Below are 24,407 nucleotides of genomic sequence, written 5' to 3'. Positions count from 1 at the left end.
AAATGTTCTGACGGAACGTCAGTTTTGTTTCTGTTTCCGGCTGTCGTCCGAGGCGTTTCGAAGAACTTCATGCATGGGGCTTGCGGCACGGCATGCTGGTATATCAGCATGCCGCCATGTCACAGATCGACTATCCAGTGAACAGTGCGGAAGCTTCGGCCCCTCTCTCGCTGCCCCCGCTGCGGCAGGCCGTTTCCCGGACCGACCGTGTCCGGGAGGCGTTGCGGCAGGCGATCCTCGAAGGCGCGCTCCCCCCGGGGAAGGCGCTGGTCGAGCGGGAACTCGCCGAGATGTACGGCGTGTCCAAGACCCCGGTGCGAGAGGCGCTCAAGCAGCTCCATTCCACCGGGCTGGTCGAGATCAACACCTACCAGGGGGTCAGCGTCCGACGACCCGACAACCGCCTGGTAGAGGAGCTCTACACCGCCCGCTGCGCGGCGGAACCCGAGGCCGTACGTCTGGGCGCACTGCGTCTGGGCGCCGCGCCTCTCGCCGCCGCCCGACAGGCTCTCCAAGAAGCGACCGTGCTCGTCGGCTCGGGTGAGACACGGGGCCTGGGCGTTGCGAACCGGCGGTTCCACCGCGAGCTCTACAGCGCCTGCGACAACAGCTTCCTCTGTGGGTTCCTGGACCGGCTGCAAGACCTCACCGCGTTCGTGGCCGGCCTGGGCTGGCGGCTCCGGGCGACGTGGGAGGAAGAGGCCGCGGAGCACGCGGCGATCCTCGAAGCGATGGAGCAGGGCGATGGCCCGCTCGCCGAGCGGTTGACCCGAGCGCACATCGAGAAGGCCAGGCGGACCATCTCCCGCGCGCTCGAGGTCGACCCCGGTGACGGCCGATGAACATCGGACTGTTCGCCCATCCGCTTTCCTTCCGTGAGCGGCCTCAGGCCCAGGCGGACTGGCTGGCAGCCCATGGTGTGGATGGCGTGCGCCTGGCGTTCAGCTATCACAGCGGGCGGTGGCTCCTGACGACCAGCGACCCCTGCGCTGTGGCCGACTTCGGGGCCGGCCAATGGTTTCGTGACGGATCGGCCCCCCACGACGCCAGCCGACTGCAGCTGGCAGTCCTCGGGGACGAGGCGACGACCGCTACAGCGTCCTTGCTGGAGTCCGGCATCGAAGTAACGGCCTGGCTCGTAGGACTTCACCAGTCCGGCCCTGCCACCCGCCACCCGGAGTCGGCCCTGCGCAACGCTTTCGGGCACCCCTACCGCCATGCCCTGTGCCCGGCCAGACCCGAAGTCCGCGCCTGCGCCGCCGACCTCGTCGCCAGGGCCGCCCGCCGCCCCGGCGTCAGCGGACTCGAACTCGAAGCCTTCGGCTACCTCGGATGGCAGCACCAGAGCGCCCATGACAAACTCGGCGTCGTCCTTCGCCCGGTCGACCGCTGGCTACTGTCCCTGTGCTTCTGCTCCGCCTGCTCCGAACGCTTCACCGACGCGGGCATCGACGTCACGGCCATGGCCGAAACCGTCCGGACAACGTTGCGCGCTCAGCTCATCGACCCGTGCGAAGCCGGCGACATCGAAGCTGACGCACGCGCCGTTCTCGGCTCCGAGCAGCACGACACGGTCCTGGGTGTACGCTCGCGCGTCACCGCCGAGCTCGTACGGGAAGCCGTCATCGCAGCCGCAGGACTGCCTGTCTCCGTTCGTGCCACCAGCAACCCCTACGCCTGCGACGGTAAGTCCGCCGCCGGCCTGGACACCCTGGCCGGGGCGACAGGCGCTCTCACCGTCACCGATCTGACCGGTGACCGTGACGCCCTGCGCCGCGAGCTCGCCGCAGCATCCCAGACCGGGGCCCGGGTGACCGCCGGATGGAACCTGGCCGTGAACCGGACCACCGACGAGCAGCAGCTCGCGGAAGTCGCCGAGGACGCCCGGGCCGCCGGAGCTCGCTCGCTGGTCCTCTACGCCTACGACCTCGCCCCCGCGCAGCGCCTCACCTGGCTACGTAACCTTTCCCGCTTCTCAGACCGCCCCGAAGCGGCTGCCGTGACGCCCCCGCCCCCTATACCGGAGCCGGTGAAATGACCGGATACCTCGTACGCAGACTCTTCCAGCTGATCCCGGTCGCCCTCGTCGTCTCCATGGTGCTCTTCATGCTCCTGCGACTGATGCCGGGCGACCCCACCCTCGCCATTCTCGGCCAGGAGGCCACCGAGCAGGACCGAGCGGTACTCCGAGAGGACCTCGGCCTCGATGCGCCGCTGTGGGAGCAGTTCACCCAGTGGCTCGGCGATCTCGTCCGCGGCGACCTGGGCAGCTCATGGCTCACCGACGAGAAGGTGGGCACGGTCATCTCCGAGCGGTTCGCCGCCACGGTCGAACTCGGAGTCATCGCGTTGGTCTTCGCCGTCCTCGTCGGGATCCCCGCAGGCATTCTCGCGGCCGTCCGCCGTCGCACCCGCACGGACACAGCGCTGAACTCCGTCGGTCTGCTCGCCCTGTCCGCCCCTCACTTCTACCTTGCCGCACTGCTCATCCTCGTCTTCGCCCTGTGGCTCAAGGTCCTCCCGCCCTCGGGATACGTTCCCTTCACCGAGGACCCCGTCGAGAACCTGCGCCGCATGGTCCTCCCAGCCGTCACGATCGGCTCCACCATCGCCGCGGTCACCATGCGCCAGACCCGCGCCGCTCTCCTCGCCGCGTTCAACGAGGACTACATCCGCACAGCCGAGGCATCAGGTCTCTCACGCGGCCGGATCGTGGGCGTCTACGCCCTGCGGAACGCCATCGTGCCGGTCGTGACCGTCATCGCTCTCCAGATCGGGGCGCTGATGAGCGCCACCGTCGTCACCGAGACCGTCTTCACCGTTCCCGGCATGGGCACCCTGATCGTCAACGGCATCTTCAGCCGGGACCTCCCCGTCGTCCAGGGCGCCGTGCTGATGGTCGTGGTCCTCGTCCTCCTGGTGAACCTTCTGGCAGACCTGGTCTACGCCTGGCTCGACCCGCGCATCACGTACTGACTCGGCCCTCGCCCACGACCTCACCCGATCCGCGCCTCCCCGCGCGCCGATCAGCACGTCCCGCACCGCACGTCCCGCACGCACATCCTGGAGCGCCGATGGCCATAGACCTCGCGCCGAAAGTCTCCCGCAGACCGGTTCTGGACCGGCTCCGCCGTGACCGCCGCGCCCACATCGCCGTACCCCTGCTGTTCCTCCTGCTCTTGGCCGCCGCCGCCGCACCCTTCATGTCGGACTCGGCCGGCGCCACGGACACCGGCCGGCTCCTGACCGGCCCCAGCCTCCAGCACCTCCTCGGCACCGACGAGATCGGACGGGACGTCCTGGCCCGGATCGTCGCCGGCGCCGTGGTCACCGTAGGGGTGGCCACCATCACCGTGGGCGCCGCCCTGATCGCCGGCACGGTGCTCGGTCTGATCGCCGGATACCGCGGTGGCTGGGTGGACACCCTCGTCATGCGGGTCTCCGACGGACTGCTCGCCTTCCCCCTCCTCGTCCTCGCCCTCACCGTCGTCGCGGCCCTCGGCCCCGGGCTGCGCAACGCCCTGATCGCGATCGCCGTCGTCACCACCCCGCGTTTCGCCCGTGTGGTCCGGGGCGAGGTGCTCTCCCTGCGCACCCGCGAATGGGTGTCCGCCGCACGTATCGTGGGCGTCACACGGACCACGATCATGCGCCGCCACCTGCTGCCCCACCTCGCCGGCACCCTGCTGGTCTTCGCCGCCCTCCAGGTCTCCACCGCGATCATGGCCGAGGCCGCGCTGAGCTTCCTGGGACTGAGCGTCCAGCCCCCGCAGCCGAGCTGGGGCGCGATCGTCGCCAGCGGCACCGACCACCTGAGCGCGAGCTGGTCGCTCAGCGTCTTCCCCGGCCTCGCGATCCTCCTCACCGTCGCCGCCTTCAACCTGCTCGCCGACGCCCTGCGCGACGCGCTGGACGCCCACCGCCCGGACCTCGCACCCGCGCGCTGAGCCGTCTCCCAGGCCTCCACCCCTTTCCCCCCGTACAGAGGAAGTACTTCGTCATGCCCAACGCCACGCCGCCCCGGATACCACGTCGCACCATCCTGGCCGGTGCCGCAGCCACCGCGGCCCTCGCCACCCTGGCCGGATGCGGCTCCTCGGACCCCTCCGACGGCGCCTCCGGGGGAACGCTCACCGCCGGTTTCGACAACGAGCCCGTCACCCTCGACCCGGCGCTGAGCTCCGCCATCTCCTCCGACCGCAACGTCCTCAACCTGTTCTTCGACACCCTGCTGCGTCAGCGCCGCGACGGGACCTTCGAACCGGCCCTCGCCACCCAATGGACCGACACGGGCACCGAGATCACCTTCGAGCTCCGCCAGGGCGTGAAGTTCCACGACGGCACCCCGTTCGACGCCGACGCGGTCGTTCTCAACCTGAAGCGGATCTCGGATCCCGCCACCCGCTCCACCAAGACGGCCGCACTGGCCTCCGTCCGCGAAGTGAAGGCCACCGGCCCGCGGACCGTCACGGTCACCCTGAAGGCGCCCGATCCGCTGCTGCTCACCCAGCTCGCCCACGAGCCCGGGATGATCGCCTCGCCCACCGCGCTCGCCAAGGGGGCCGACGAGTTCGGCCGCAGGCCGGTCGGGACCGGCCCCTTCACCTTCCGCCAGTGGCGGACCAAGGTCCAGCTCACCGCCGAGCGCAACAAGACGTACTGGGCCAAGACCGCGGAAGGTGACGCGCTTCCGTTCCTCGACAAGGTGGTCCTGCGCTTCGTCACCGAGGCCAAGGTACTGCGCGCCGAACTGTCCACCGGGGGAGTGCACCTGGTGCGCGCCCTGCCCCCGGAGGAGTACAAACAGCTGGCCGACGCGCCGCGGGTCACCATCAAGGACGAGGGCGTACGCCGCAACTACTACGCCTCGCTCAACGTCACCAAGGGACCCTTCCGCGACCCGCGGGTACGCGCGGCCTTCGCGATGGCCGTCGAGCGCAGGTCCGTCGGCAAGGCCGCGGCCGGCGGCGACTTCGACATCGCCCCCTCCTTCGCCACCTCCGGCGACTGGTTCTACGACGACGCCCTCGCCCCCGTGCCGTACGACCCCGAGAAGGCCCGCGCCACCCTGGACAAGGCGGGGCTGCGCGGAAAGGTGCCCCTCACCCTCGTCGCCCGCCGTCGTGCCCCCGACCCCACCGTCGCGGAACTGCTCCAGAGCCAGCTCACCGCGGCGGGATTCGCCCCCAAGGTGGAGATCCTCGAATTCCAGACCCAGCTGGAACGCATGCGGAACCAGGACTTCGACGCGGCGATCCTCGTCATCGACATCCCCCGTCTGGACCCCTCCCTCACCTTCGACCCGTACTTCGCCAGTGACGGCCCGAGCAACTGGTCGGGCCTGAAGGACTCCGCCCTCGACGCCCTGCTGGACAAGGGACTGAGCACGGACGACCGCGCCGTGCGCAAGCAGGCGTACGTCGACGTGCAGCGCCGCATCCTGGAGAACAACTACTGGGTCTTCCTGCACCAGGCCAAGTCGCCGCTGATCCACAGCAGCGACCTCAAGGGCGTCAGCCTCGACGTCGACGGCCAGTGGCGCCTTGAGCGTGCCCGGCTCGGCGCCTGAGGGGCCCACGATGACCCTCTTCGACATCAGCCGGCTCGGCGTCACCTTCCACAGCGCATCCGACGAGCCGCCCGTGCGCGCCGTGGACGACGTCAGCCTGCACGTCGACACCGGTGAGACCCTCGCCATCGTGGGCGAGTCCGGGTCGGGCAAGACCGTCACCGCCCTGAGTCTGCTCGGCCTCAACCCGCCCCCGCCCCTGTGCGAGACCACCGGGTCGATCCTGCTGGACGGCACCGACCTGCGCGGCCTGGACCGGCGCTCCTGGCGGGAGGTACGCGGCAAATGGGTCGCCATGGTCTTCCAGGACCCCGGCACCGCCCTCAACCCGCTGCTGACCATCGGCACACAGATCATGGACGCTGTCCGCGCGCACGAACGCATGAGCCGCGATCAGGCACGGAAGCGGGCGGTCGAGGCGCTGACGCAGGCCCGCATGCCCGAGCCCGAGAAGCGCCTGACCCAGTACGTCCACGAACTGTCCGGAGGCATGCGCCAGCGCGCCGCCATCGCCCTGGCGATCGCCGCCCGCCCACGACTCCTCATCGCCGACGAACCCACCACCGCCCTCGACGCCGCCGTCCAGGCCGAGATCATGACCATGCTCCGCTCACTGTGCGACGACCTCGGCATGGGCCTGATCCTCATCACCCACGACCTCGGCGTGGTCGCCGAACAGGCCGACCGGGTCGCGGTCATGTACGCCGGACGGATCGTCGAGAGCGGACCCACCGCCCAGGTCCTGGCCGATCCACGCATGCCCTACACCCAGGCACTCCTGGCAGCGACCCCGCGCCTGGACGCACCCGCCCGCACCCGCCTCGCCTCCATCGAGGGCCGGCCGCCCCGGCTCAGCGACCGCCCCCCGGGCTGCTCCTTCGCACCACGCTGCCCGGTCCGCACCGATGGCTGCGAGAGCGTTGTGCCCCCGCTGCTCACGGTCGGTGAAAGCCATGCGGCGGCATGCCTGTTCGCCGACGCACCACGCGAACGGCCCGTGCCGCTGCCCGTGACGACGGACGAACCGCCCAAGGACGCCGAAGAGGAGGGCGGCACGCCGCTCGTCGAGTTCGACGCCACCGACCTGCGCTATCCGGTCCGCACCGGGGCGCTGCGCCGTATCACCGGGCACGTCGACGCCGTCCAGCAGGTGAGCCTGAAGGTCGAGCCGGGGCGCACCCTCGCTCTTGTGGGGGAGTCCGGCTCGGGCAAGACCAGCCTGACCAAGATGCTGCTGCGGCTCGAGACCCCCTCCGGGGGGACCGTCCGCTACGACGGCATCGACGTCCGACGGCCGTCCGCGCCGGAGCTGCGGCGCCTCCAGCGGGAGATCCAGGTTGTCTTCCAGAACCCGTACGCCAGCCTCGACCCCCGTATGACGGTCCGCGAGATCCTCGCCGAGCCGATGCGGGTCCACCGGCTCGACACCGCGGAACCCGAGCTCGTACGCCTCCTCCAGGACGTCGGCCTCGACGCGTACGCGCTGGACCGCTTCCCCTCCGCCTTCTCCGGCGGACAGCGCCAGCGCATCGCGATCGCCCGGGCGCTGTCCCTGCGGCCACGGCTGATCGTCTGCGACGAGGCCGTCAGCGCCCTCGACGTGTCGGTCCAGGCCCAGATCCTCAACCTGCTCGCCGACCTCCAGGCCGCGCACGGCATGGCCTACCTCTTCATCACCCACGACCTCGCCGTCGTCAGATCGGTCGCCCACCGCATCGCCGTCATGCGGCAGGGCCGGATCGTCGAGGAAGGCCCGGCGGACCGGATCTACGAAACCCCCTCCCACCCGTACACCCGCGAGCTGCTCTCGATGGCTCCGGGGCGCACCACACCCCGGCTCGTCGACGCGCGCAACGCTGCCGGCACCGACAAGGAACGGAGCACCACATGGCCAAAGTGACCCGAGTCCGCCTGACCTCGATCAACACGCCGCGGCACAACAGCATCACCTGCGGACACATCCTGGTCGAACTCCTCACCGACGACGACGCGCTGACGGGCATCGGTGAGATGTCCGACCTCCAGCACCTCCCGCGCTACCACCTCGACGTACCCGATCTGGAGGCCACCCTCAACGAACTCCTCGTCGGTCTGGACGCCCTCCAGATCACGGAGATGGAACGCCGCCTGGAAGCGAACTTCCCGCAGGCCGGATACATCTACGACAAGAGCCGCGCCATCAAGTGCGGCGTCGACATCGCCTTCTGGGACCTGGCCGCGAAACAGCTCGGTGTCCGGGTGTGCGACCTGCTCGGCGGCGCGGTCCGCGAATCGGTGCCCATCGCGTATCCGATCTTCCGCCAGCAGCACGAGGAGGACGTCGAACGCAACCTCGCCATGGTCGAGCGCCGGCTGACGGAGGGCTTCACCTTCTTCCGCGTGTATGTCGGACGCCGCCTCGACCTGGACGAGCGGTTCCTGCGCACCGCCCGCGAACGGTTCGGCGACCGCATCACCATCAAGTCCCTGGACTTCTCCAACCTCCTCGACGCCAAGGCGGCATGCGCCTTCGCCGAGCGGGTGGCCGACGTCGGCTACGACCTCATCGAGTCGCCCGCCCCGCACCACGACATCCGCGGTCTGGTCCAGGCCCGCGACCGGCTCGCCGTCCCGATCAGCGAGCACGTCTACAGCTTCCGGTGGGCACTGGACCTCGTCGCCGCGGACGCGGTGGACGTGTTCAACGTCAGCGTCATCGCCATCGGCGGCATCACACCGGCCCGCCGGATCTTCGCGATAGCCGACGCCGCCGGCAAGGCGTGCCTGGTCGGCACCACGCAGGAGCTGTCCATCGGCACGGCCGCCGCCGCCCACGTCGCGATGGCCATGTCGGCCGTCACCGTCCCGAGCGACCCGGTCGGACCGCTCCTCTACACACGGGACGTCGTCACCGACCCCGTCCGTTACACCGGCGGGCTGCTGTCCGTGCCGCACGGCCCCGGCCTCGGCATGACACTCGACCCGCAGCGGGTGTCGGCCTCCGCCGGACCGCTGACCTGGGCGGCCACCAGTGCCGCCGCTGTCGTCGACCGACAGGTGGCCGCCACGTGAGCGACGCACCGCAGCCGGCGAGCGACGCCCGTGCCGAAGGCCGCTTCACCGGCCGGGTCGCGCTGGTCACCGGCGGCGCACGCAACATCGGCCTCGCCATCGCATGGCGGCTCGCCCAGGAAGGCGCGGCGGTGGCCCTCAACGGCCCCGATCCGGCCGAGACCGAAGCAGCAGCCGCTGCCATGCGCGACAGGGGCGTGTCCGCGGTGGCCTGCCCCGGCGACGTATCCGACGCCCGCCAGGTCGACGCCTGCCTCAACCGTACGGTCGATGTCCTCGGCGGACTCGACCTACTGGTCAACAACGCGGCCGCCCCCATGCTGGCCCGTGGTCCGCTGCTCGACATCGACGTCGCCGACTGGGACCGCAGTTTCGCCGTCAACGCGCGCGGGGTGTTCCTGTGCACGGTGGCGGCCGCCCGGGTGATGCCCGCCGGCTCCTCGATCGTGAACATCTCCTCGGTCGGGGCCACCCGCGCCCACCGGGCAGCCGTCGCCTACGACGCCAGCAAGGGCGCAGTCGACGCGGCGACCCGAGCGATGGCCCTGGAACTCGCCCCCCGGGGGATCCGCGTCAACGCGGTCGCGCCCGGCCCGGTCATCAACGACCGGTTCGCCCTCCTCGATCCGGACCAGCAACGAACCCGCGCGCAGCCGGTCCCGCTGGGCCGGGTCGGTGACGGATCCGATGTCGCCGGGGCCGTCGCGTTCCTCGCCTCGGCGGACGCGTCCTTCATCACCGGACAGGTCGTGAACGTCGACGGCGGTCTCAGCGCGCAGCTCAGGCCGCCGGGCGTCGACCTCAGCCTCGACAACCCCACTTCCTGACCAGCCCCGTCGCCGCCCATCCGGCACCTGCCATCCGTCCTGACGCACCGAAGGAAGCACGAGACATGACCCAGACCCCCCGGCCGCCCCTCGACCCCGACGATCTGGCCGCCCTGGGAGAGGCAAGCACCGCCACCATCACCACCCAGCTCTTCAAGCACGGTCTGCGCAACACCTTCCTGGCGGGCCTGACCTGTGTCACGCCCGACGCCAGGCGCATGGTCGGCGAGGCTTTCACCCTGCGTTACATCCCGGCCCGCGAGGACATCGACACCCTTGAGGTCTACGACGACTACGACCACCCGCAGCGCCTGGCGGTCGAGCAGGCCGGCCCCGGCCAGGTTCTCGTCGTGGACTGCCGCGGCCAGGGACGTGCGGCCGCCGCGGGCAACATCCTGCTGACCCGCATGGCGGTCAACGGCGCCGCCGGTGTGGTCACCGACGGCACCCTGCGCGACATCGAGGAGATCAGCCGCCTGCCCCTGCCGGTCTTCGCCACCGGGGCGGCGGCCATGACCAACCTTGCCCAGCACCACGCGGTCGACCTGCAAGTCCCCATCGGATGCGCCGGCGTCGCCGTCTACCCCGGGGACGTCATGGTCGGCGACGCCGACGGTGTGGTCTGCGTACCCCGCCACCTCGTCCCGGTCATCGCCAAGGCGGCCCGCGAACAGGAACTGCAGGAGGCGTTCATCGTCGCCCGCGTCGCAGGCGGCGCCCCCCTGCGCGGCACCTACCCCCCGGACGAGGCGACCCGCCGCGCCTACGACGAATCGCGCGGCGCGCTCCCTTGGGCCGACTGACCCACCCGGCCACCTGCCCGGTCACCGACCGCGCTGGCGACCCAGTCTCCGGAGCGCCGGAACCGGCGCTCCGGAAGCACGGCTCAATCCCGTCCACCGATCGATCCGCCCTCCCCCGCAGAAGGCAGGAATCATGGTCAACCCCGCCACATCCGGTTCCGTACGGTCCCGTACGGGAAGGACCGTCCCGCTCCTCCTGACCGGCGCCCTGGTCGGCGCCCTGATCTCCGTCGCCTCGGCCGGCCCGGCCGCCGCGGCGAACCTCTCCAGCACCTTCGACACCATCGCCCCGGGTGCTCCCGCTCCCGGCTGGACCGTCAGCGGCGACGTCACCGTGCAGGACGTGACGGGCACCGTCGACCGGAGCCTTCGCCTGCGAGACGTCTCCAGCACCGCCAACGCCACGGCCACCGCCACGTTCGGGACCACGACGTCGACCGTCGTCGCCGGATTCCGGCTGCGAGCGGCACAGACCACCGCCACGGTCGGTGTACACCTCGACAGCTCGGGCGGCCACAGCGTCACGGTCGCCATGAGCCCCACCGGCCGTCTCTACACCTACGACGGCGCCACCCAGGTCGATCTCGGTGCCTATGCCCCCAACCGCTGGTACGACATCCGTCTCGTCGCCCGGCCCGGCACCGCCAGCGCCGACCTCCACATCGACGGCGAACGCCGCGCGGCCGGGCTGGACTTCCGCACCTCCACCACCGATCTGGGCAGCCTGCAGGCCGGGGTGTCCGTAGCCGACACCGGCACCGCCTACCTCGACGACATCCGCACCACCGTCGAGGCGTCCCCGACGGCCTGGCCGCACCTCGGCACGATCGCCCCCCGCACGGCCGCGCAGGTGGGCACCTCCCAGCTGCTCGTCGGAGCGGAGACCCTCGACCGCGACTACACGAACTACCAGGCGTACGCCCCCTACCTGGGGCGGCTGGGGGCTACCGGAGTCCGCCTGCAGGGCGGCTGGGCCAAGACCGAGAAGACGAAGGGGGTCTACGACTGGACATGGCTCGACCGGATCGTCGACGACGCCAGGGCCCGCGGCGTCAAGCCCTGGCTCCAACTGTCCTACGGCAACGGCATCTACACGGGCGGCGGAGGCTCCGGCCTCGGCGGCCAGATCCCGACGTCCACCGAGGCCCTGGCCGCCTGGGACGCCTGGGTGACCGCCATGGTCAAGCGGTACGAGAACCGGGTCACCGAGTGGGAGATCTGGAACGAGCCCAACCTCGCCGGCATCCCGGCGGCCACGTACGCCGACTTCTTCGCCCGCACCGCGGCCCGTGTCCGCGCCGAACAGCCAGGCTCCGTCATCTACGGGCCGGGCGAGGCCGGCATCGACGTCCCGTACACCAACGACTTCCTCGTCCGGCTCTCCGGACAGGGCAAGAGCCACCTGCTCGACGGCATCAGCTACCACCCCTACAACCCCAACCCCGACGACGTCTGGACCTACCAGCAGGTCGACAAGATCCGGGCCCTGATCAACCAGTACGCCCCCGGAGCCGTACTGAGGCAGGGCGAGAACGGTGCCCCCAGCGCGCCCAACAGCTTCGGCGCGCTCGGTGACCTGGACTGGACCGAACTGAGCCAGACCAAGTGGTTCCTGCGCCGCCTCACGCACGACCTCGGCCAGGGCATCAGCACCAGCGCCTTCAGCATCTCCGACCTCCACTACCCCTCGAAGATCAACAGCAAGGGCCTGCTCCAGACCAACAGCGACAAGTCGATCCGCTACGCCAAGCCGTCCTACTACGCGGTCCAGACCCTCGCCTCCGTCATCGACAGCACGGTGACGGCGCTGCCGGCCTACCCCTTCACCACCGACTCCGCCACGACCCTGACAGTTCAGGGCTTCGCCAAGCGCGACACCGGGCGCCAGATCGTCGGCGTCTGGAACGGCACCACCACCCCCGGCGACAGCACCACCCGCACCCCGGTTCGCCTGACCCTCCCCAACGGCAACTTCACCGACCCCGTCTACGTCGACGTACGGACCGGCGCCGTCTTCGACATCCCCGCCGCTGACTGGACGGTGTCGGGCAGCACCCACACCTTCCGCAACGTGCCCGTGTACGACTCGCCCGTTCTCATCGCCGACCGCTCCGCGATCAGGCTCTAGAACCGCCGGGCCCCGCTCCCTCCCCCGGGCGGGGCCCGGCTCCGAGGAGAACCCCATGCACGCCACCGCACGAGCGGCCATGCGGTCGGTCGTCGGACCCGGTCACTTCCGTGAGACGGACGGCGAACTCGTCCCCTACAGCCGGGACGCGACACCGCTGTTCCACGCCCGGCCCGACGCCGTCGTCTTCCCGGCGGACACCGCCGAGGTCGCCGCCGTCCTGGACATCGCCACCCGCTGCGCCGTCCCCGTGATCCCACGCGGCGCCGGCTCCAACCTGTGCGCCGCCACCGTCGCCTCCCAGGGCGGCGTCGTCCTGGTCCTGACCCGTCTGAACCAGATCCTCGAGATCGCCCCGGCCGAACTCCTGGCCCGGGTCCAGCCCGGCGTCACCAGCGCCGCCCTGGCGGATGCCGCCGCCCGCGACGACCTCCTGTGGGCCCCCGACCCCGGCAGCCGCACGGTGGCCACCATCGGCGGCACGATCGCCACCAACGCCGGCGGCCTGCGCGGCCTCAAATACGGCGTCACCCGCGACTACGTCCTCGGCCTGGAAGCGGTCCTGCCCACAGGAGAGGTGATCCGCACCGGCGGCCGCCTCCACAAGGACGTCGCCGGATACGACCTCACCCGACTCCTCACCGGCTCCGAAGGCACCCTCGCCGTCATCACCGAAGCCACCCTCGCCCTGCGGCCCGCCCCCGCGACGGCCGGTACGGGAGTCGCCTACTTCCCCGACCTGGCAGCCGCGGGCCGGGCCGTCACCGCGATCATCGCCGCCGGCATCCTCCCCGCCACCCTCGAATTCCTCGACCGGTCCTGCGTCCGGGCAGTGGAGGACTTCGCCCGTCTCGGGCTGCGCACCGACGCCGGCGCACTGCTCCTCTTCGGCGACGACGGCGAAAGCGACACGGTCGCCCGCGCCCTGGAGCGCATGAGTGACGTCTGCACGGCCCACCATGCCCTCGACGTCACGACCGCAGCCGAAGTGGCCCAGGCCGAGGCCCTGCTCGCCGCCCGGCGATGCGCACTTCCCGCCCTCTCCCGGCTAGGTGAACTGACCATCCTGGAAGACGCCACCGTGCCCCGGCCCCGCATCGCGGAGATGGTCGACCGCATCGACGCGATCGGAGCCCGCCACGGCGTCACGATCGCCACCTTCGGCCACGCCGGCGACGGCAACCTCCACCCCACCTGCGTGGTGAAGTCCCAGAACGACACGGACACCATCGCCCGCGCGGAGCGGGCCTTCGCCGACATCTTCGCCGCCGCGATCGACCTGGGCGGCACCATCACCGGCGAACACGGCGTCGGCGCGGCCAAACTCCCCTATCTGACCGCGCAGCTGGGCGCCGACCAGATCACCCTCCTGCGCCGACTGAAGACGGCCTTCGACCCGGCCGGCATCCTCAACCCCGGAAAGCTGGGCTCATGACCGACCGCACGGGCGGCCCCCTCCCGAAGCCCGTCCTCGACCCGGACCTCCTCTCCCGCTGCATCTCCTGCGGCTTCTGCCTCCCCGCCTGCCCCACCTACGCCGAGACCGGTGACGAGGCCTCCTCTCCCCGCGGTCGGATCAACCTCATGCGTGCCCTGCAGAACGGCGATCTCGCACCCGACGACCCCACCCTGAGGGAACAGTCCTCGCAGTGCCTGGGCTGCCGCGCCTGCGAACCGGTCTGCCCGGCCGGCGTCGAGTACGGGCAGCTGCTGGAGCAGTGGCGCGACCACCAGTGGCGCGGGCGCCGGATGCCCGTTCTCGCCCGTGCCCTCATGCTGGTCGCCGACCAGCGGGGCCTCTTCCGCCTGCTGGGACGGCTTCGGGGCACCCCGCGCACGAACGTCGCCGAGACCCCGGCCGCCGCTTCCGGCAGGGCCTCACTCATGCTCGGATGTTTCGAGCGCGTCCTCTTCCCGCGCGCCGGCCGCGCCGCTCTCGCCCTCGTCCCCGGACTGACCGTCCCCCCTTCCCAGGGTTGCTGTGGCGCGCTGCACGCCCACAACGGCGACACCGCCACCGGCGAACGCCTCGCCCACCGGATGGGCGAGGATCTTCCCGGCACCATCGTCACCACCTCCGGCGGCTGCGCCGCCCACCTCGCCTCGGTCCTCGGCAGGGATCGCGTCCGTGAACTCTCCGACCACCTGGCCACCGGCTCCTCGTACCGGCCCCTCGGTGAACTCCGGGTCGACGGCCGTCGAGCCCGTATCGCCCTCCAGGACTCCTGCCACCTGCGCAACGGCCTCGGAGTGTGGACCGCCCCGCGTGATCTGCTCGCCGGAATCGCCGACTACGTCGAACTCCCCTCGGCCGGCACCTGCTGCGGCGCCGCCGGGACCTACTCCCTCCTGCGGCCCCGGGAATCGCGCCGCATCCTCACGGCCAAGATCGACGAGGTCGAGGCCGCGGGCGTCGACTTCGTCGCCGCGGTCAATCCGGGCTGTCTGCGCCAGCTCCGCACCGGCCTGCGCCGCAGACGCTCACAGGTCAAGGCCGTGCACCTGGCCGAACTCCTGCTCATGGCAGGAGAGAACACGTCTCCGATCACCTAGCGCCGCCCGACACCCCGCCCGGGACACCGACTTCAGCCCACCCTGCGCCACACCACGGAGAGAAGACATGTCCTCCCGCACCCCGCTCGACCCGCTGGCTACCGAAGCCGCCCGCGGCGCCGCCCCCGCCCTCGCCTCACACTCCCCGGCCGAGGCCGGCACACTCCTCCGCGACCTCGCAGACGTGCTCCGCGAGCACACCGACGAACTGGTCGGCCTCGCGGAGGAGGAGACCCGCCTCGGCGTCGACAGACTGCGGAGCGAGGTACTGCGTACCCGCGTACAGCTGGAGATGTTCGCCGAGATCGCCGAGGAGGGCGGCCACCTCGACGTCATGATCGACCGGGCGGACGACACGGCCGCCCCCGCCCCGCGCCCGGACGTACGGCGCATGCTCGTCCCGCTCGGCCCGGTCGCCGTCTTCACCGCTTCCAATTTCCCCTTCGCCTTCTCCGTCCTCGGCGGAGACACGGCCAGCGCGCTCGCCGCCGGCTGCCCGGTCGTGATCAAAGCCCACGAGGGCCACCCCCGTCTCACCGACCGCACCGCCGCCCTCGCCGCCGAAGTCCTGCCACCGGGGGCGCTTTCCGTCGTCCACGGTCGCGAGGCGGGCCGCGCCCTGGTCACCGACCCCGTCGTCCAGGCCGTCGGCTTCACCGGTTCCACCACCGGCGGCCGGGCGCTGTTCGACCTTGCCTCCGGCCGCCCCCACCCGATCCCGTTCTACGGAGAACTGGGCTCCCTCAACCCCGTGGTGGTCACGCCCCACGCCCTCGCCACACGCGGGCCCGCCCTCGTGAGCGAGTACATCGCGTCCGTCACCCGCAGCCAGGGCCAGCTGTGCACCAAGCCGGGCCTGCTCTTCCTGCCTGACCACCACGACCTGCACGGGCTGCTCCGCCTGGCCGTCACGCAGACCTCCTCCGAGCCGATGCTGGGGTCCTGGATCGCCGAGGCCTACCGCGCGACCCTCGACGAGCTGGCCACGCACCCCGCCGTCCAACGGATCGAGGCCGCACCCACCGGCGCCCACCGCGCCGGGCAACCCACCGAAGGACCCTCGGCGACGCTCCTCACCGTCACGGCTCACGACCTGCGCGCCCACCCCGAACTCCTCCGGGAATGCTTCGGCCCGGCATCGACCGTCGTCACCTACGCCTCCACCGAGGACCTGCTCACCACCCTCCGCGAGCTCCCGGGCAGCCTCACGGCCACGGTGCACGGCCAGGAGGACGCGGACGAGGAACTGTCGCGGGACATCTGGTCGGCCCTGCGCGCCGGCCGCCTGATCTGGAACGACTGGCCGACAGGAGTGGCGGTCACCCGAGCCATGCACCACGGCGGCCCCTGGCCGGCCACCACCAACCCGCTCCACACCAGCGTGGGCGCCGCCGCCGTCGCCCGGTGGCTGCGCCCGGTCGCCTACCAGAACATGCCCGAGGCCCTGTTGCCATACCCCCTGCGGACCACCAACCCATGGCGGGTACCGCAGCGGACAGGGGCGTAACAGAGCGGACCACGGTGCTGGCCTGGTCGCTCTGCGGGAGGCCGGGCAGCGGGAGCCGAAGGCCGGCGGGGCCGCCCCGGACCCCGCCACATCGGTGTCCTCGTTCCGGTGCCGGACGCCGGTGTCCAGCCCGCGCAGACGGAGAGGTATCTCGGCGGGACCGAACCGGGTGCCAGGGCGCGACAGACCAGGACGACCGAGCGGTCGGCGTCGTCGGCCACGAACTGCACCGCTGTCAGCGGGCCGTCACCGGGGTGCGGCACACGGCGGAGCCGGCCGTCCTGGACCACGAAACGGATGTCCTTGTACAGCCGCACCAGGTTTGCGGCCTCGGCCAGCTCGTCCCGTGTCCAGCGAGTCAGCTCGTCGCCGATGGCCCGCACGCCAGCGCGTGCGCCGAAGGCGGCCCTCGACCTGCGGCAGTGGGTTCCCGGCCCAAGGGGCGGCGGGGGTGGGGTTCGAGGAACCAGGTCGAGGCCGCGGGTTCGGAGCCGCGTGAGTCGGCGCTTGCGTATATGCAGGGGCTGATCGCCCCGTTGGAGCGGAAGAATGGCCGGACGCTGGCGGAGGAGGCTGGGCCTGCGGGTCCCGACCGGATCCACCGGCTGCTGAACGGATCGACCGCGCCGAACGGCGCCGCAGCGGCGAGTCGGACCGGCGGGAACCCCGGCCGCCTCCGGACCGAGGCTTCGCTCGCAGCCCTGTGCGGCGTCGCCCCCGTCCCGGCCTCCAGCGGCAAACCAACCGTCGCCGCCTCTCACGAGGCGGCGACCGCGCCGCCGACGCGGCCCTCTACCGGATAGTCCTCGTCCGCATGACCAGCGGCAGCCGGACCCGCGACTACATGGTCCGACAGACCGCGGCCGGCCGGACCAAAAAGGAGATCATCCGGCTTCTCAAGCGGGCTATTGCCCGCGAGGTGTTCCGCTACCCCACCACCACGGTCACGGTCCCGGACATCGCGGGGGTGCAACACCGCACTGCGGTTCCCCGGCCTACGCGTTCTGATCGACCGGGGAACGTGCCGCGACCCGTGAGGAATTCCAGGGTTTCTGTGTGGTGGGTGGCTGGTCGCTGAGACGATGCCAGTGACCCGCCAGGTCCGGTCATCGGGCTGGGTCGTCAGGCTTTCGCGGTGCGATTCTGCCGCGATGGTGCGCGAGGGGCGTTGTGTGCCTGCGGGGTGGTTGGCCGCTGGTGCGGGGCGTCGTGTGTGACCGCGTGACTGCCGGCTTCCGGGGCCCTCGGTCCCCGCCGTCGTGCCGCGGCTGATGAGGGGGGAAGCACCGTGTCCTCGATATCCCCGTTACATCCATCTCGTGTTCCCTGGCGCCGGCGCATCGCGGCGGCCGCTGTGTTCGCGCTCGCCGTGAGCGGCTTGAGCGCCCTGACCGTCACCCGGCGGCCGCGGCGACACCGACCGTGATCGCCACCGCGCCGCTCGCATCGACCTCGGAGCACCTGGCCGTGGCACCCGACGGCGCGCACGTCTACGTCACCAACTCCGACAGTTCCACGGTCACCGTCCTGAACACGGCCACCAACACCGTGGGTGCCACCATTCCGGTCGGTACCTATCCCACCGGAATCGCCGTCACGCCGGACAGCGCGCCTGTGCGTGGCCAACGCCGACGACGGCACGGTCAGCGTCGTGAGCACCGCCACCAACACGGTGACCAGCACCATCGCCGGGTTCGTCACCCCGGGGGCGGTGGCGGTCAACGCGGCGGGCACCCGGGCCTACGTCACCGACGACATCGGCTTCCCCAACGGCTCGGTCCGCGTCGTCGACACCGCCACCGACGCGATCATCGCGTCGGTCGCCGTCGGCCCGTTCCCGAGGGACATTGCCCTCAGCTCCGACGGCACACGCGCCTACGTCACCACCTTCGGGAACAACAAGGTGGCCGTCATCGACACCACCACCGACACGCTCACCACGAACGTGGCGCTGAGCGACCAGCCGTTCTTCGTGGCGGTCAACCCCGTCACCGGGACGGCATACGTCAGCCACTCCAACGACAACTTCATCTCCGTCGTCGACCCGGCCACGCTCACCGTGTCCACGACGATCACCACCACGAGCAACCCCACCGGTTCCGCGTTCAGCCCCGACGGCGCGACCGCCTACGCGGCGCTCGCCGGCGGCAACAGCCTGGCGGTGATCGACACCGCGACGAACACCGTCACCGAGACCGCTCCGATCGGCAGCGGCCCCGTCGCCGTCGAAATGAGCCCGAACGGCACGCCGCCTACGTCATCAACAGCGGCAACGACACCCTCGACGTGCTCAGCCTCGCCGCACCCGCCCCCGCCGTGACCTCCCTCAGCCCCACCTCCGGCCCGGCAGCCGGCGGCACCCCGGTCACCGTCACCGGCACGAACCTGACCGGTGCCAACCGCGGTCACCTTCGGCGGCACCCCCGCCACCGGGATCACCTGCACCGCCACCACCTGCACCGTCACCGCCCCCGCCCACGCGGCCGGCACCGTCGACGTACGGGTCACCACCCCCGCCGGGAGCAGCCCGGCCACCACGGCCGGCCAGTACACCTACCTGGCAGCCGCGGACATCGACGTCAACCTGACCGTACAGCCCCACCTGGGCATCCTGGTGCCCTACCTGACCTACACCCTGACCGCCCACAACACCGGGCCCGCCGCCGTCACCTCCGCGACCCTCACCGCGAAACTTCCCACAGGCGCCTCCGCGACGAACCTGTCCACCGGCTGCACCACCGCCGACACCACGGTCACCTGCACCTACAAGACCATCGCCAACGGCGCGAGCGTGAACAAGACCTTCCGTGTCCCGCTGCACCTGCTGACCCTGGGCCCGGTCAAGGTCACCGGCCTGCGCACCACCTCGGCGCCCAGCGACCCCAACCCGGTCAACGACAGCGCGTCCGTGACCTGCACCGCTATCTCCATCGTGCTCGTCACCTGCCCCTGACCACCACCAGCACCAGCACCAGCATCGGCACCAGCACGTGATCATGTGCTGTGCCCTGACAACTGCCTCCCTCCGCCGGACCCGAACCGGTGGAGGGCAACCGAGAGGACTCGCATATGTCGTGGCAGGACTACGTTGACAACGACTTGGTGGGAACCGGCAAGGTACGCCAGGGGGCGATCGACGGCTTCGACGGCAACGCCTGGGCGGCCAGCCCCAACTACCGTCCCCTGGCCGGTGAGGGGGTGGCAATCGTCAAGCTCTGCCAGAACCCGGGGAATGTCATGGTCGGCGGTGTCACCGTCGTGGGCGTGAAGTACCACGGCAGCAAGGGCGACGCCCGCAGCATCATCGCCATGAAGGGTGCCACCGGCGTCGTGCTCGCCAAGACGGGGCAGTGCATCGTCATCGGCCGGTGGGACGAGACACAGAAACCCGGAGACGCGCAGCTGACGGTCGAGAAGCTGGCCGACTACCTGATCGCGAACGGCTGCTGATCCACCTCGGTCAGCTCCTCAGCGCCACGCGGTCCAGGCCCCCGTGGTGGCGCTGCTGGGTTGACGGCCTTGACGGGGGGATCAGCACGACTCGGCACGTCGGTCACAACTCCACAACCGGCCGCGCCGCAACCCAGCGGCTCGAACCGGTTCCACGACCTTCCACCTGTCTCACGCCCACTCCACGCCCAGCTTCCGCAGCGCGTCCAGCTGCTCAACAGCACCCCCATCCGGTACTCGGCGGGCAGGCTCGGGGCTCAGCGCGGCGGCCGCGGCGCCGTCGATGCGGCCGTCCCGGGGTCGGGGGGATACCGACGCTCGCGCGTCGCCCCGCTGGCGTTCCCGAACCCGTGAGCCAGACAGTCACACGCGAGAGTAGCTGAAGTGGCCCCCACTCCCGCGGTGCCGTAGAAATGTGACAACAGGGCTTCGTGGACCGCACGTTGGATCCGACACCCTTCGAGCGACCAAGAGGCCCTGCAGCCGCCGCAGTCACTTGATCGACTGACTCCTCGACGCGATCGGGATGACGGCAGCCGCGTCGCTTCTCGTGATCGCTGGGACGGACAAATTCGCACTGCCATCCAGGTAACCGGTCGGCTTGGTGACGCCCCGAGGCCGCCTCGCGGGTTTGAGCCCGGTGCCGCGACTGACGAACCTGGCGAGGAGTCGTGTCTTACCGGCTCGAGGCGCGGCAACCGCCCCGCTACGTCCTACTTCTCCTCCGGCTCCCAGGCGCGGAGCAGGTCGAGCAGCCCTGAGTCTCCGTCAACGTGCAAGGAAGCGGCCTGGATCCGGTCGTACAGGTAGAGGACCAGCTCACTGGCCGTGCCGTGGACAGAGGCCCCGGCCGCGTCCGAGTCTTCGCCGGTCGCGGCGGTGGGCGCGGGGATGCGGGTGGTGCGTGCCCCGTCGCCGTCGACGGTGAGGCGCCAGGAGAGGCCCTCGGCGGCGTGGAAGTCGAAGGCCGTGGGCTTGTGTGGCCAGGCACTCGGCGTTGCGCAGACGGTGAACAGGAACTCCTCCACACCGTCGAGTGCCAGCTCGACCGGCAGCGGCTGCGGGGCGCCCCCGGCGAGCTGGGCGTCGTAGGTGTGCACCGCGGTCTCCTGGACCCGGTGCCGCGCGGTGCCGCCGGCGGTCTGCGGTGACTGCGACGCGGGCCACCACGTCCAGCAACCGCTCTCCGGTCCCGCCGCACGCAGGGCGCCCAGCAGAAGCTGCGTCGACGCGTCCAGCCAGTCCAGCAGGGCCTCACGCTCCTGCGGCACTTCCAGCGCGGCGCGCGCGGCGACGGCCTCGGCCGGGGGAGCGTCGGCAGACCCCGCGCCGACGATGGCGGCCCAGAAACGGTCTCCCCCACCCAGGTGCTTCACCAGATCGAACAGCGTCCACCCGGGGCAGGTCGGCACCTGCGCGTCGAGACCGGGCGCGGCGGCCACCACGGCGCGGAAGGCGGTCGACCGTTCATCGATCAGTCGCAACAAGTCAGGGAACTCAAGATTCTTTTCCACGCAGGGTGTCTACCACCGTGCACCGGTGATCGGACAGTCATTTTCACAGTCGCCGCCGGTTGGCCATTGCGGACGTCCTCGCCTCCCACCGCTCGGGGGACAAGCTGCCCACTGCTGAGAGCGGTCCGGCTCATGGTCGCCTGCCAGGGAGACAGGCATCGAGTCGTTGACCGGACTACGGCTCATCGGAGTCGCAGAACGCCAGGAGCGTGATCGTTGAAATCTCGATCAGCCAATCGAAGACAGTGGTCCCGCGCTCTTGTCTCGCTGCGGCAGGATCGGCGTTGCCCAAGGGCCGGTTCGTGGGGTGACAACGTGACAACCGGGTCTCGAGCTGGCGAGCTGTCTCCGGATGGCCGATATGCTGGCGAGGCAGCTGGGGGTCGCGCCACTCAACCACGTAGTCATCGTCGTCGGGCGCTCCGAAGCCACCGCTGAGGCACTCAGCGAAGGCGTCGAGGTTCGACCGAAGTAGCCCCCCGGACCGTTGATCGCTTCGCCGATCACTCGCCAGAAGTCCTCCAGCGTCCTGATCTGCCTGCTGTCCAGCACGTATGTCGGAGTCACGGCGCGGAGGATACGTGCGGCTCCGAGGCTGCGTCCCCCTCGATTCTGGCCGCCTCCGCTTAGCCCGGAAGAGGAATGTTGCGGTCGCGGGAGCGGTCGCGGCCCGTGTCTGAGCCGCGTGGGGCGACGCGTACGGGGTGGAGGTCGAGCACCACCACATCGGCCGCCCGGTCCTGACCTCCTCCACTCCGGCCTGACGGCCCGTTCCGGCCCTGTCGGCGCCTTCGTGGTGGGGGAGCTGTCCCCACGTCGTAGGCCGGTCAGGAGTAGCCGGACCCGAAGCGAAGACGAGCCCCCTCCCCGCGGTGCGCGGGGAGGGGGCCTCTTTGCGTTCTGGATCAGTCGGTCAGTCCGAACTTCCGTGTGGTCAGCTCGGCCTGACGGGTTGGCCAGTGACGCTGGTGAGCCAGCGGCTTGTTAGCCGACGATGGCCCAGGACTGGGGGTGGTTCCAGGGCGTGCCGCAGGTCCACAGGGTGAGCCAGGTCCCGTTGCCCAGGGAGTTGCCCTTGGCAGTGATGCACTTGCCGCCGTGGCGAGTCCAGATGCGCTCCTCCGCAAGGTTGCTTTCGAAGCGCTGCGGGTTGTTGGTCAGGTAGGGGTTGCAGTCCCACAGGGTGAGCACGGCGCCGTTGGTGCCGGAGGCGTTGCCCCTGGGCGTCAGGCACTTGCCGCTGACGTCGTGACGCAGCATCGTGCCGTCATACCAGTGCCACTTCTGGAGGCTGCTGCCCGTGCAGGACCAGACCGTGACGACGGTGCCGTTGGCGGTGCTGTTCCCCTCGGGGGTCGCGCACTTGTTCTCGGTGTTCCACAGGACCGAGGTGCCGACGGCCTGGGCCGGGCTAACGGTGAATGAGGTGAACCCGATCATGGCGGCCAGTGCGAAGAGCGCCGTCGAAAACTTGCGAATCATGCTTCCCCGTATCTTGGATTTCTTCGTGTTTCGGCCTGCGGGGCCGAAGGGTGCGTGCCCATGCCGAAGGGAGCCCCGAAGGGCTGGAACTTTCGGCAAGGGGCGTTCGCCCGCCGGGCACACGGCGGCGACCCGCGAGCACTGAAGCCCGGGAGCGCCGATGAGGGAACGCCCATGGTGGGAGGCGCTTTGAACTGATCGTGTGTCGCATGGCGTGCGATCCGGCCACAGTATGATCATTAAGCCTGGTCAGTGTCTAGCCGTGGCCGAAAGCACTGCCTCCGCAACGGGGTCGGCCGCCCGGTCCGTGTGCGATTCGGCAGTGGCTTTCAGTGCTTCGGCGCCGAGCCCACAGGCGGCCTCTGCGCTGTTCTGAGCGCCCCCGACTTGTTCGCCGACCCGGTCTACGTCGTGCAGTACGACGTGGACGGCGAGGGGCGGGCCCGCGCACTGGCCGCCACTGTGCACGCCGCCTTCTACGGCGACCTCGAACCGCTGGCCCGCGCCGCGCCTCTACGCCCTGGCGGTCATCTGCCCCTCGGCGTCAGGCGTTTCCTGTGGTCACAGCGCGTACGGGCGTGTACCGTCCCGGTTAGCTGTCGTGGTTCGGATCCTCCCTTTGCCCATGCCTTCGGCGTGGGTCTTTTGCTGTGCTGTGCCGCAGGAGCCAGGGCGATCACCTCCGCCTCCCGCGCCGTGTGGGCGGCGATCATCGGCTGGAAGGCATGAGACATGGCTACGGGAATCGTGAAGTGGTTCAACTCGGAGAAGGGCTTCGGCTTCATCGAGCAGGATGGTGGAGGCCCGGACGTCTTCGCCCACTACTCCAACATCGCTGCCCAGGGCTTCCGCGAGCTCCAGGAGGGCCAGAAGGTGGAGTTCGACGTCACCCAGGGCCAGAAGGGCCCGCAGGCGGAGAACATCCGCCCGGTCTGAGCCCCGCCTGCATCCCCGACGCCCCGCGGGCCGCTCTCAGCCGCCCGCGGGGCGTCGCCCCATCACCAGGACGCCGAGGAGCGCCGCCGCCGCGACGTCGCACACCGCGAATCCGCTTGACGTTCAACCTGAGTGCGACCGTTCCACGACGGGCAGTCAGTATCAAAGTCAAGCCGGAGCACACTCTCGAGCCTGGATCCGACGAGGTCACGGACCCACGTTGCCTTCAAAAGCGCCCAGGTTGATCAGGCTTAGAGGTCATCTCATTTGGTGGCTACGTGTGTGGAATCCGCGACAAGTTGAGCCATCTCGCGCAGCCGGTGCCAGTACTCAGGGGCGTCCGCTTCGCCGAGCACAGGTACGACTCGGTCTAGGCGGGCGATGCAGCGAAGCAGAATGCTTCGACCCCGCGCTTCGAGCTCGCCGCCGTTCTTGATCCACGTGAAAACGCAGCCTGCGGTATCCGAGTCCAGCATCACTAGGTCGAAGCCAGCCCGGTCGCCTCCAGCCAATCTGGGAGGAAACGGTAGTTCCATGAACTCTTGGTACAGGCGCGATACGGCCTCAAACGCAGTCTCTTCGCTCAC

The 24,407-nt window shown here is 70.4% G+C and carries 20 protein-coding genes and 4 pseudogenes; 20 read left to right on the top strand and 4 right to left on the bottom strand.

Annotated elements, in window-relative coordinates; all coding sequences use genetic code 11:
- Positions 1–116: 116 nt before the first annotated feature.
- The 19 genes and pseudogenes from ACRRSS_RS19030 to ACRRSS_RS18940 all read left to right on the top strand — a co-directional run bounded on the left by ACRRSS_RS19030 (position 117) and on the right by ACRRSS_RS18940 (position 19,888).
- The gene (locus ACRRSS_RS19030; RefSeq protein WP_435972306.1) at positions 117–842 is read left to right on the top strand and encodes a GntR family transcriptional regulator; all 726 of its coding nucleotides are present in this window, start codon (positions 117–119) and stop codon (positions 840–842) included.
- A complete protein-coding gene (locus tag ACRRSS_RS19025; protein ID WP_435972305.1) occupies positions 839–2,038 on the top strand; it encodes a hypothetical protein in 1,200 nt (399 codons plus the stop codon). Before ACRRSS_RS19030 ends, ACRRSS_RS19025 begins: the two co-directional genes overlap by 4 nt.
- A complete protein-coding gene (locus ACRRSS_RS19020) occupies positions 2,035–2,976 on the top strand; it encodes an ABC transporter permease (protein WP_435972304.1) in 942 nt (313 codons plus the stop codon). The genes ACRRSS_RS19025 and ACRRSS_RS19020 overlap by 4 nt, the downstream gene beginning before the upstream one ends.
- Positions 2,977–3,074: 98 nt before the next feature.
- The gene (locus ACRRSS_RS19015) at positions 3,075–3,947 is read left to right on the top strand and encodes an ABC transporter permease (RefSeq protein ID WP_435972303.1); all 873 of its coding nucleotides are present in this window, start codon (positions 3,075–3,077) and stop codon (positions 3,945–3,947) included.
- 53 nt (positions 3,948–4,000) lie between these two features.
- Positions 4,001–5,569 (top strand): ABC transporter substrate-binding protein, encoded by a 1,569-nt coding sequence (locus ACRRSS_RS19010; RefSeq protein WP_435972302.1) that lies wholly within the window; start codon positions 4,001–4,003, stop codon positions 5,567–5,569.
- A gap of 10 nt (positions 5,570–5,579) precedes the next feature.
- Positions 5,580–7,469 carry a dipeptide ABC transporter ATP-binding protein gene (locus ACRRSS_RS19005; RefSeq protein WP_435972301.1) on the top strand — a complete coding sequence of 630 codons (1,890 nt, stop codon included), beginning with the start codon at positions 5,580–5,582 and terminating at the stop codon, positions 7,467–7,469.
- A complete protein-coding gene (locus ACRRSS_RS19000) occupies positions 7,457–8,620 on the top strand; it encodes a mandelate racemase/muconate lactonizing enzyme family protein (RefSeq protein WP_435972300.1) in 1,164 nt (387 codons plus the stop codon). The genes ACRRSS_RS19005 and ACRRSS_RS19000 overlap by 13 nt, the downstream gene beginning before the upstream one ends.
- Entirely contained in the window at positions 8,617–9,447 is an 831-nt protein-coding gene (locus tag ACRRSS_RS18995) for an SDR family NAD(P)-dependent oxidoreductase (protein WP_435972299.1), read from the top strand. Before ACRRSS_RS19000 ends, ACRRSS_RS18995 begins: the two co-directional genes overlap by 4 nt.
- 65 nt (positions 9,448–9,512) lie before the next feature.
- Positions 9,513–10,250, top strand: coding sequence for a ribonuclease activity regulator RraA (locus tag ACRRSS_RS18990; protein WP_435972298.1), 738 nt, complete (start codon positions 9,513–9,515; stop codon positions 10,248–10,250).
- Positions 10,251–10,383: 133 nt separating this feature from the next.
- Positions 10,384–12,378, top strand: a complete 1,995-nt coding sequence (locus ACRRSS_RS18985; RefSeq protein ID WP_435972297.1) for a GH39 family glycosyl hydrolase — start codon at positions 10,384–10,386, stop codon at positions 12,376–12,378.
- Positions 12,379–12,433: 55 nt separating this feature from the next.
- Positions 12,434–13,813: an FAD-binding oxidoreductase gene (locus ACRRSS_RS18980; RefSeq protein ID WP_435972296.1), complete on the top strand. Its 1,380-nt coding sequence runs from the start codon at positions 12,434–12,436 to the stop codon at positions 13,811–13,813.
- Positions 13,810–14,931 (top strand): (Fe-S)-binding protein, encoded by a 1,122-nt coding sequence (locus ACRRSS_RS18975; protein ID WP_435972295.1) that lies wholly within the window; start codon positions 13,810–13,812, stop codon positions 14,929–14,931. The genes ACRRSS_RS18980 and ACRRSS_RS18975 overlap by 4 nt, the downstream gene beginning before the upstream one ends.
- 67 nt (positions 14,932–14,998) lie before the next feature.
- Positions 14,999–16,438: an aldehyde dehydrogenase (NADP(+)) gene (locus tag ACRRSS_RS18970; RefSeq protein WP_435972294.1), complete on the top strand. Its 1,440-nt coding sequence runs from the start codon at positions 14,999–15,001 to the stop codon at positions 16,436–16,438.
- 422 nt (positions 16,439–16,860) lie between these two features.
- Positions 16,861–17,052, top strand: a pseudogene (locus ACRRSS_RS18965) (hypothetical protein); the annotation flags it as partial.
- Between the two features lie 808 nt (positions 17,053–17,860).
- Positions 17,861–17,977, top strand: a pseudogene (locus tag ACRRSS_RS18960) (hypothetical protein); the annotation flags it as partial.
- Between the two features lie 112 nt (positions 17,978–18,089).
- Complete coding sequence (locus ACRRSS_RS18955; protein WP_435972293.1) at positions 18,090–18,758, top strand: YncE family protein; 669 nt, start codon at positions 18,090–18,092, stop codon at positions 18,756–18,758.
- Positions 18,725–18,796, top strand: a pseudogene (locus ACRRSS_RS18950) (hypothetical protein); the annotation flags it as partial. The gene ACRRSS_RS18955 and the pseudogene ACRRSS_RS18950, both read left to right, overlap by 34 nt.
- 34 nt (positions 18,797–18,830) lie before the next feature.
- Positions 18,831–19,391 carry an IPT/TIG domain-containing protein gene (locus tag ACRRSS_RS18945; RefSeq protein ID WP_435972292.1) on the top strand — a complete coding sequence of 187 codons (561 nt, stop codon included), beginning with the start codon at positions 18,831–18,833 and terminating at the stop codon, positions 19,389–19,391.
- A 116-nt stretch (positions 19,392–19,507) separates the two neighbouring features.
- Entirely contained in the window at positions 19,508–19,888 is a 381-nt protein-coding gene (locus ACRRSS_RS18940) for a profilin (RefSeq protein WP_435972291.1), read from the top strand.
- A gap of 713 nt (positions 19,889–20,601) precedes the next feature.
- Here the strand turns inward: ACRRSS_RS18940 and ACRRSS_RS18935 are convergent.
- The 3 genes and pseudogenes from ACRRSS_RS18935 to ACRRSS_RS18925 all read right to left on the bottom strand — a co-directional run bounded on the left by ACRRSS_RS18935 (position 20,602) and on the right by ACRRSS_RS18925 (position 22,884).
- On the bottom strand, positions 20,602–21,402 hold the full coding sequence (locus ACRRSS_RS18935) for a maleylpyruvate isomerase family mycothiol-dependent enzyme (protein ID WP_435972290.1): 801 nt from the start codon (positions 21,400–21,402) through the stop codon (positions 20,602–20,604).
- Positions 21,403–21,584: 182 nt separating this feature from the next.
- A pseudogene (locus tag ACRRSS_RS18930) lies at positions 21,585–21,969 on the bottom strand (barstar family protein).
- 417 nt (positions 21,970–22,386) lie between these two features.
- Complete coding sequence (locus tag ACRRSS_RS18925; RefSeq protein ID WP_435972289.1) at positions 22,387–22,884, bottom strand: RICIN domain-containing protein; 498 nt, start codon at positions 22,882–22,884, stop codon at positions 22,387–22,389.
- 732 nt (positions 22,885–23,616) lie between these two features.
- Here ACRRSS_RS18925 and ACRRSS_RS18920 point away from each other — a divergent pair.
- Complete coding sequence (locus ACRRSS_RS18920) at positions 23,617–23,820, top strand: cold-shock protein (protein ID WP_030219333.1); 204 nt, start codon at positions 23,617–23,619, stop codon at positions 23,818–23,820.
- A 263-nt stretch (positions 23,821–24,083) separates the two neighbouring features.
- On the opposite strand, the gene ACRRSS_RS18915 is transcribed toward ACRRSS_RS18920, so the two are convergent.
- Complete coding sequence (locus ACRRSS_RS18915; protein ID WP_435972288.1) at positions 24,084–24,407, bottom strand: hypothetical protein; 324 nt, start codon at positions 24,405–24,407, stop codon at positions 24,084–24,086.

Source organism: Streptomyces sp. Qhu_M48 (assembly GCF_051305195.1).
Classification (GTDB): Bacteria; Actinomycetota; Actinomycetes; order Streptomycetales; family Streptomycetaceae; genus Streptomyces.
Note: the sequence above shows the minus strand (reverse complement) of the source record. Positions and strands in the feature narration are given on the sequence as shown.